Raw genomic sequence first — 7,487 nt, 5'->3', positions numbered from 1 at the left:
TCTTAAAGGGATCCATGCTATCTCCTTTGCCTGTTCCGAGCAGCTCATGACGGCCTGGCGGCTGGAAACGTTAAGTTCGCGCATAGGGCCGCGGATAGGCCGCGAGATGATCTGTGAAACGATTGCGAGCGACCCGTGCTCGCGGGTCACGACGCCGGCCTGATGCCCGAATCCACCATGCATCCTGCATCAAGGTGAACAACACGCAATAGGTGATTTCAGGCAATGGCGCAAAGCATCGCTAGGTTGAATTCGCAGATGCTTGGCGACGGTCGGCTGCGTCACGGCCAAGACCCTGGCAGAGCTCTTTAGCGACTGGCCTGCCCGCTCACGAATGCGATCGAGCAATCCGCGCCAGCGGCTAGGAACAAGTCGCGTCCGCCAACTCCAAGATATAGCCAATGCCGCGCGCGGTCTTAATCCGTAGCGTCGCGCCTGACTCACTGAGGTGTTTGCGTAAGCGGTAGATGCCGACCTCGAGCGCGTTCGCTGTCACCTCGTCATCGAAGGCATAGAGGCTGTCTTCTAGTTGCGCCCGCGGCACCGTGCGGCCGGCCCGATCAAGCAGGTGCTCAAGAATACAAACCTCGCGGCGCGCAATCCTCAGTGGTCGGCCCTCAATGAAAACCTGTCGGCCGATCGAGTCGAATGTGAGATTGCCGAATGTAAGGATGAGATCGGGTTTGTGTGTTGATCGGCGCAGAATGGCCCGCATCCTTGCGACAAGTTCATCAGTAGAGACTGGTTTCGGGAGAAAATCGTCTGCACCACCGTTGAAAATCGCAATTCGCTTGCTGAGATCGTTCAGACTGCTCATCACGATCGCTGGAGTTGAATGCCCGTCCCTCCTCAATTGCTTTAGCCAGTGCAACCCATCACCATCGGGTAGCGCCAGCTCCAACAAGAGAATTTCATAGCTCGCGCAGGAGAATGCACTTGATGCTTCTTCCAGAGTGCGAGCGACATCAACAGTGAAACCGGAATCTCCGAGCGCTCCTTGCACAGCGCGCGTGAGGTCGGCGTGATGATCAACGAGTAGCGTTCGCATTTCACTTCCTATGACCGCACGACAAGAGCGTTGAGCATATCACCGTCGACTTGACACGCTCAGCCGCCGGACAACTCGTGGCTTGTTCGTACCGCTCCTTCCAACCTCAACTTAGTGCGCATCCGAGTGCAGCAGGTTCAGTCAGAAGCTGAAGCGTTGTCGTTCACCGGGGAGATGAGCTTGAGTGAGATGCCTGATGGACCGAAAGGGCACCCCCGGGGCTGGCGCCCCAACCTGGATCGACCCTCGTTCCGGACCGCGTAAAGGGACGCCGCGACCTCGTCCGGACGGAGCTCAAAGCTGCACTGCGGGAAGTATCAAGGGTCCGCACCTTGCTGCCAGGACGCTGAATCACCGGGGGCCGACAACCGGGTACAGTAGCGAGAACGTTTAGAATGACATTGCGAGCAACTACCTTGACGAAGGCATCGTTTCTATCGTGAGGGAGGGCGACTACCTCCGGCCGGCTGACCGAAAATGCCACTGAACACGCCTGCGATTGGCTGCGCATAAACTCTCCTATGTCAAGCCTCCCTTCAATTCTTGGCGCAGCACCGCCTGCCCACGCAGCCACGCTTCTTAATTAGATTCGTTAGCTTTCGGTAAGCTGACCACGGACCACTCGTATGTAACGATTAATGTCAGTTGCTTCACAATTTGTCAGACATATGTTGCCAGTCCGACGATGGCTGTGGTGTGACGAACAGAATGTGTCTCGAAGTTGAGCCCTGGGGTGTGGACAGTTGTCTGATCCATAGGATTGTAGCTGCGATTGTGAGACGGCCAGAGTAGTTTCTGGCCGTCTGTTCGAAGCGGGTTGCGACGCTCCTAGGCATTGGCAACGAAGCTAGGAATATCGGTGAGCGGCCTTAACGCGGGAAGTATGTGAGGTGCTGGATGTCATGGCAAGAACGAGAACGTCGGCGGATATTTTCTGGCCTCTGGTGGAGACAGCCCACGCCTTCCCGTCGGTTAGTCTCGAGCGCCTTTGGCCTGCAGGAGGCGTCACAGGTGGAATTGCAGCGGCGATGCTTAACGGCGTCAAGCGCGGGCAAGGGCTTGCACCGGTTTCCCACGCCGGGGATTACCCGGAGCTGCAAGGCAAGATCGACCCCGAGATCTGGTCGCGCGATAGAGTCTAACCGCGTCAACCGGTGACACACGTCCTGGCGTTGATCGCGCGGGTCGCGCGCACTCGCTTATATCTCCTTTGGGGTTAAGTCGGACCGGGAAGATTATCTCGTCTCTTAACCGAGTTGCCAATGGCGCCAAGGCTTGCGTCGCAGCAGGGGTAGAGTGGCCTGGCCCTCATCTCGTACCCCGCACCGCAGCATCGATATCCGCCCCTGCGCTAATTCCGTACTTTTGTGGAGAGGAATGGCTCAAGGTATTCATCCTGGCTGGGCGACGGCGCCTTTTCTTGAGTTGCGCTCGGACGCTCAGGTGCGCTGCCCGGGGCATTTCAGCGAGGCGCAAGGGGCTCAGCCCGCGATAGCCCGCACAAATTTTCCCGGCCATCCGAGCCATAAGCGAGACAGTCTGATCGACATAGCGTTCGACCAGGACGTCCCTTTTCGATCGTGCAGGCGATGAGACGGCCGACATACTGGGCCAACCTCCCTTCCAAGCGATCCGCGGGCCGTGGATTTGTCACGTTGAAGTCACGGAGCAGTTCTTGAAGTTGAAGTTCATCCCCCCAGGGGACGCGGTAATCTCGACACCGTATTGAACGCTGCCGACATTTATGTCGCCAAAGTAGCCCTTCGATTTGAGCCAATCCAGGACACCTTTGATGTCCACCGTCCCGCTATCCGTCTTCGAAGTGCACACCAGCGAGATGACCCTTTGACCATTGGAGCCTTCAAACACATTCCAGTTCGCCCCGCCTACATTGACATTGCGGTAGACCGGAATCGCCGCACCGGAAGGGTCATATTTATCTGAGATAGGCTTAACATTGCCGCTGCCGTCTGGATTTCCGGTGTGGTTTGTCCAGAGCATTATCTCATTTTGATGTGAGCTGTCCCAGATGTCGTAGGCGGTGTCCCAGGCGCCGCCAGAAGGAACATCCTGATTGAAGCTCCCAGTCAGAGTATTGATTGAACTGAGCGGTTTCCCGACATTGAAAGCCTGGTGGGGATAGCTCTTGATGCCTCCAGTATTAGGCTGGTTCGACCACACGCTCCACTGGTTGTCAGCATGCACCGAAATTGTCTGAGGCCCAGCGCCCTTTCCCCCCCAGATGTCGTTGTTCCAGGAATAGCTGCCGTGTGAAAAGTCTTCGTATGGAATGCTCGACCTCCAAATCGGAGCGTTTGCCGAGACAAGTACGGCAGTCGATGACCTGGCTTCGTTCAAAGCTTGCCTAAATCGATCATCATCGTGTCTGTCGACGTGCCAAACGGGCGAGGGCAGCGATCCAGTGCCGTTTATCCGAGTGGAATCCATGAAGCTCTCCTTCAGTTACGGGAACAAAGGTCTCGTGCCGATCCGTCTGGCGAGTACCTAGGTCTGTCGCCAGGTGAGGCATCCGCATCTGGAGACCAGTTTCGAATGCTAAGAAGCTCAACTTTCGAGAAGCTGACGAGCCTTCTGCCGAACCCGTCCGCCGGTCAGCATCCGGCTCGCTGGAATGCCATGCTCATCAGAAGAACGGCACGACGCGGTCGTCCAACAGCTTTCCGCCGCGATCGGCGCTTTGCGGTCATACAGCTTGGTGGGATCCGTTCAGCTAATCCGCGACATGCGCTGGTACCTGGATCCAAGCTCAGCCGGCGCGATCTCGAGGAGATGACGGCCGAGCGCGGCGTTGCGGTCCCATCGCTTTGAGCGATGGGTGCTCTGAGACGTGAGACAGTCGGATCAAAGATCTCCACCACATGTGGATACTCAGCCGCCCGTTCAGCTTTGATGATGACAGGCTGGTGCCTGCATTGGCAGCAACCTTCGGGAGGCGTGAGACACAGATTCCTGAAAACCTACCTGATGCCCACCAGCTTTGCCGCAGACGAACAGAGGCAGCGGCAAGGGCGCGTTATCGAGAACGTCGCACATAATCGAGGCGATCTCACAAATGCTATTGGTCCAAACGTTAGGGTCGATGCGCCTGTGGCCGCGGCCGCACCTAGAGATCCTACAGATCGTGCCCACTGACGTGGCGTAGCTGACGGCATGGGTCAGAATCGCAGCGTAGGCAACTTGCGCGCGACAGCGACGCCCTGACTTAATTCCGGACTGCGATAGATAATTCCGGACGCCACAGGAGTGCACCCCCAGACTGAGACAAGGAAAATCGCGGACAGTTTCCCCGCGTTCAGCTATGCCGCCATTTCCACTCGTCGTCTACCTGAATGCATCTGTTCGTATTCCTCCGGCGTGAGATAATCGAGCGCCGAATGCAGGCGCTGCGTGTTGTAAACGGTCTCAATGAAAGCGCCGATACGCCTGCGGGCATCATCAGCGTCCTTATAGGCGAGACCTTGCACCTCTTCTTGCTTCAGCGTTTTCATGAAGCTTTCCGCCTTCGCGTTGTCGTAAGGATTCCCGACACGGCTCATGCTCGCCTGGATACCGTGAAGATGCAGAAGTTCGGAGTAGGCTCCGCAGGCGTATTGGGCGGATTCAAGCAGTCCTCGCAACACCCGAGCGAAGGAGGTTGCGATGGTCATTCGAAAGCGAAGATCACACCGGTCTGGGCGGGCGCCATTGCCGTCACCGGGACGGCCCCCAATGGCGGGGCGATCTGAACTCCAGCTATTCTGGTTGGGGATTGCGCAGGGAATGACCAGCGAGGATGCTGCGCTGACGGCTGGCATGTCGCAGCCTGTCGGAACCAGATTCTTCGCGTTCAGGGCCTTTCGAGGCGCGAGATCGGACGCCGTCTTGGTCGATCCGCCTCGACTATCTCCCGTGAGCTACGCCGCAATGCCGCGACGCGCAGCGGCGGTCTGGAGTATCGTGCATCGACAGCCCAATGGCACGCCGAACGATCTGGCCGGCGTCCGAAAGTCACCAAGCTTGCGCTGAACCCAGCCCTACGCCTCTATGTCGAGGAAAGGCTCGCCGGAAGGGTCGCGGCTCCTCACGGTGTTGTTGCTCCTGGTCCTGCGGTCCCCTGGAACGGACGCCGGCATGGGCAACGAAAGGATCGGCGATGGGGCAAGGCGTGGAGCCCGGAGCAGATCGCCCGACGCTTGCTATGGACTTCCCGGATGACGAGACGATGCGGATCAGCCACGAAGCCATCTATCAAGCACTCTTCATCCAAGGCCGAGGAGCACTGCGGCGAGAGCTGACGGCATGCCTGAGGACCGGGCGCGCATTGCAGACGCCGCGGGCGCGCGTGGGTCAGCGCGGCAAGGGCTTCGTGTCATCCGAGATCATGATCAGCCAGCGCCCGGCCGAGGCGGCTGACCGTGCGATTCCAGGGCACTGGGAGGGTGACCTCATTCTGGGCCTGGGCAGTTCGGCAATCGGCACGCTCGTCGAGCGCACGACGCGCTTTACGATGCTGTTGCATCTGCCGCGACTGGACGGTCATGGCGACGCGCCGCGAGCCAAGAATGGACCGGCTCTCGCGGGAGATGGTGCCGAGGCTGTTCGCGACGCGATCGCGCGCACCATCGTAACCCTGCCTCAGGAACTGCGCCGCTCGTTGACCTGGGACCAAGGCGCCGAGATGGCCCAACACGCTGCGCTCAAGATCGATACGGGCATCCAGGTCTACTTCTGTGATCCTCAGAGCCCTTGGCAGCGCGGCACTAACGAGAACACCAATGGGCTGCTGCGCCAATACTTTCCGAAGGGCACGGACCTGAGCGTTCACAGCGCCGAGACACTCACCGCCATTGCCGCGACCCTCAACGCGAGACCACGGAAAACCCTCGGCTGGAAGACCCCAGCCGAGGCGCTTGACCATTGGCTGGCATAGGATGGAACATACCTGTTGCGAGGACTGCTTGAATCCGCCTTGAACTCCGCGGTCGGAATGATGGACGAGGCTTCCTGGTTCGGGCTGGCGGTTCGCGATGGCCAACTCGAGAGCCTCGATCGCAAGGCTTGCTCTGAGATGCGTGTCCAACGCCCATCCGACGACCTTGCGGCTAAACGCATCCAGGACAACGGCAAGGAAAGCAAACTCCTCAGCCAGATGCAGGAAGGTGATATCGGCAACCCATAGCTGGTTGACCCCACTGAGGATCATGCCCCTGGCAAGGTTCGGAACGACTTGCCAACCGTGCCTCGAGTTCGTCGTTGCAGGAACAAAGGGTCGCGCGCGCAGACATAGCAGATTGTCTTCGCGCGCATGATGCGTAGAACGCACTTGTGATTGACTTGCCATCCCTCCCGACGCAACAGGGCTCCAATCCGGCGGTAACCGTAGTGCGCGTTTACGAGAGCCAACTTTTGAATGAGATCTCGCAAACCTGTCTCGGCCCGACGAGGGGCCGAGTCTAGCCAGTGACGGTAATAACTCGCGCGGCTGATACCAGCGAGCCAGCACATTCGATCGATGTTGAATTCGCCTTGCGACAGGCCGGTCGTCATCTTTTCGATGACTTTGAAGATCCCGTTTCGCCAGGAGCGCTGCTCCGGCGCTGATCTTCCTCGAAGTGCCGCAAGGCTTCGCGAAAAAAATCGAGATCGAGCTGCTGTTGCCCGACTTTCTGCTCTAATTCCCTGATCCGGCGCCTGGCCTTAGTCAGAGCCTTTTCCTGAGGCGCCGGCGGATCGACTGCGCTCTGCAATGGCAAGTCCCCGTCAACTCCTCCCGCCACTCTCGCCGGTCGGCCGCGCCGACGTGACTTCAGGTTACCACGAAGCCTGAGATGATCGCGCCACTCGTAAAGACGTTGGCGGCTGATGCCCACCTCATCTGCCAATTTGGTGACGGCTTCGCCCGCCTCCATGCGCTGGAGAAGCTCCCGCTTTTGGTCCTCGTGAATGATTCTTTGCCGCCTGGCCATGCCCCGGTTTCCTCTCTTTGCGGGGAAACTGTCCGCGATTTTCCTTGTCTCAGTCTGGGGGTGCACTCCACCACAGTGGAACGGAGGCTGAGCAGTTCCGGAACCGCCCGGCGGCTATTCAGCGGCGATAATAATTCAGATGTTCGCAGATGGGTGGCTCCACTTCCCGATCGGCGAACACCAGCAAGGAAATGCATCAGATGCCGCATCGTTTTCGGCGTATACGGTAGGTCAAGATTCGCCGCAGACGCAGACCTTTGCAACTGCCGGGAAACGAGCTTGGGACGACGCTCGGTTCGAACGCACTGCTCCGGCATAGTCTGCCCGGTTGTCCGCACGATTGTCGTAAGCGCCGAGCGGATTTGCGGCCAGGGGAAGTCCGGGCACTCCTCGCACCCTCGTCTTCGCGCAACACCGCATGCTTAACAGAAACGATAGCGCGCGCTCTCACAATTGATGGCCTGGCGACGCCG

At 58.7% G+C, this 7,487-nt stretch carries 6 protein-coding genes and 3 pseudogenes; 2 read left to right on the top strand and 7 right to left on the bottom strand.

What is annotated here, in order from left to right; genetic code table 11:
* Nucleotides 1–361 precede the first annotated feature (361 nt).
* Both PU724_RS33040 and PU724_RS33035 read right to left on the bottom strand, forming a co-directional pair.
* Nucleotides 362–1,048: a response regulator gene (locus PU724_RS33040; RefSeq protein WP_354425964.1), complete on the bottom strand. Its 687-nt coding sequence runs from the start codon at nt 1,046–1,048 to the stop codon at nt 362–364.
* A 746-nt stretch (nt 1,049–1,794) separates the two neighbouring features.
* Nucleotides 1,795–1,878, bottom strand: a pseudogene (locus PU724_RS33035) (IS5/IS1182 family transposase); the annotation flags it as partial.
* 60 nt (nt 1,879–1,938) lie between these two features.
* On the opposite strand from PU724_RS33035, the gene PU724_RS33030 reads away from it, so the two are divergent.
* A complete protein-coding gene (locus PU724_RS33030) occupies nt 1,939–2,190 on the top strand; it encodes a hypothetical protein (RefSeq protein WP_426213796.1) in 252 nt (83 codons plus the stop codon).
* A gap of 508 nt (nt 2,191–2,698) precedes the next feature.
* On the opposite strand, the gene PU724_RS33025 is transcribed toward PU724_RS33030, so the two are convergent.
* Complete coding sequence (locus tag PU724_RS33025) at nt 2,699–3,496, bottom strand: glycoside hydrolase family 12 protein (protein WP_354425963.1); 798 nt, start codon at nt 3,494–3,496, stop codon at nt 2,699–2,701.
* Between the two features lie 869 nt (nt 3,497–4,365).
* Nucleotides 4,366–4,716 (bottom strand): integrase core domain-containing protein, encoded by a 351-nt coding sequence (locus PU724_RS33020; RefSeq protein ID WP_426213795.1) that lies wholly within the window; start codon nt 4,714–4,716, stop codon nt 4,366–4,368.
* Here PU724_RS33020 and PU724_RS33015 point away from each other — a divergent pair.
* Nucleotides 4,709–5,978 (top strand): annotated as a pseudogene (locus PU724_RS33015) (IS30 family transposase). The gene PU724_RS33020 and the pseudogene PU724_RS33015 sit on opposite strands and share 8 nt — an antisense overlap.
* Nucleotides 5,979–6,074: 96 nt before the next feature.
* Here PU724_RS33015 and PU724_RS33010 read toward each other — a convergent pair.
* The 3 genes and pseudogenes from PU724_RS33010 to PU724_RS33000 form a co-directional block, all read right to left on the bottom strand.
* Nucleotides 6,075–6,251 (bottom strand): annotated as a pseudogene (locus PU724_RS33010) (DDE-type integrase/transposase/recombinase); the annotation flags it as partial.
* Nucleotides 6,248–6,553 carry an IS3 family transposase gene (locus PU724_RS33005; protein ID WP_354425966.1) on the bottom strand — a complete coding sequence of 102 codons (306 nt, stop codon included), beginning with the start codon at nt 6,551–6,553 and terminating at the stop codon, nt 6,248–6,250. The gene PU724_RS33005 and the pseudogene PU724_RS33010, both read right to left, overlap by 4 nt.
* Before the next feature lie 38 nt (nt 6,554–6,591).
* Nucleotides 6,592–7,014: a helix-turn-helix domain-containing protein gene (locus PU724_RS33000; RefSeq protein WP_354425961.1), complete on the bottom strand. Its 423-nt coding sequence runs from the start codon at nt 7,012–7,014 to the stop codon at nt 6,592–6,594.
* Nucleotides 7,015–7,487 lie beyond the last annotated feature (473 nt).

This window comes from Mesorhizobium abyssinicae (assembly GCF_049887195.1).
Classification (GTDB): domain Bacteria; phylum Pseudomonadota; class Alphaproteobacteria; order Rhizobiales; family Rhizobiaceae; genus Mesorhizobium; species Mesorhizobium abyssinicae.
Note: the sequence above shows the minus strand (reverse complement) of the source record. Positions and strands in the feature narration are given on the sequence as shown.

Excerpts from the sequence above, each read along its gene's own strand:
- PU724_RS33040 (WP_354425964.1), bottom strand. The coding sequence starts at position 1,048 with ATGCGAACGCTACTCGTTGATCATCACGCCGACCTCACGCGCGCTGTG.
- PU724_RS33025 (WP_354425963.1), bottom strand. The coding sequence starts at position 3,496 with ATGGATTCCACTCGGATAAACGGCACTGGATCGCTGCCCTCGCCCGTT.
- PU724_RS33020 (WP_426213795.1), bottom strand. The coding sequence starts at position 4,716 with ATGACCATCGCAACCTCCTTCGCTCGGGTGTTGCGAGGACTGCTTGAA.
- PU724_RS33005 (WP_354425966.1), bottom strand. The coding sequence starts at position 6,553 with ATGTGCTGGCTCGCTGGTATCAGCCGCGCGAGTTATTACCGTCACTGG.
- PU724_RS33000 (WP_354425961.1), bottom strand. The coding sequence starts at position 7,014 with ATGGCCAGGCGGCAAAGAATCATTCACGAGGACCAAAAGCGGGAGCTT.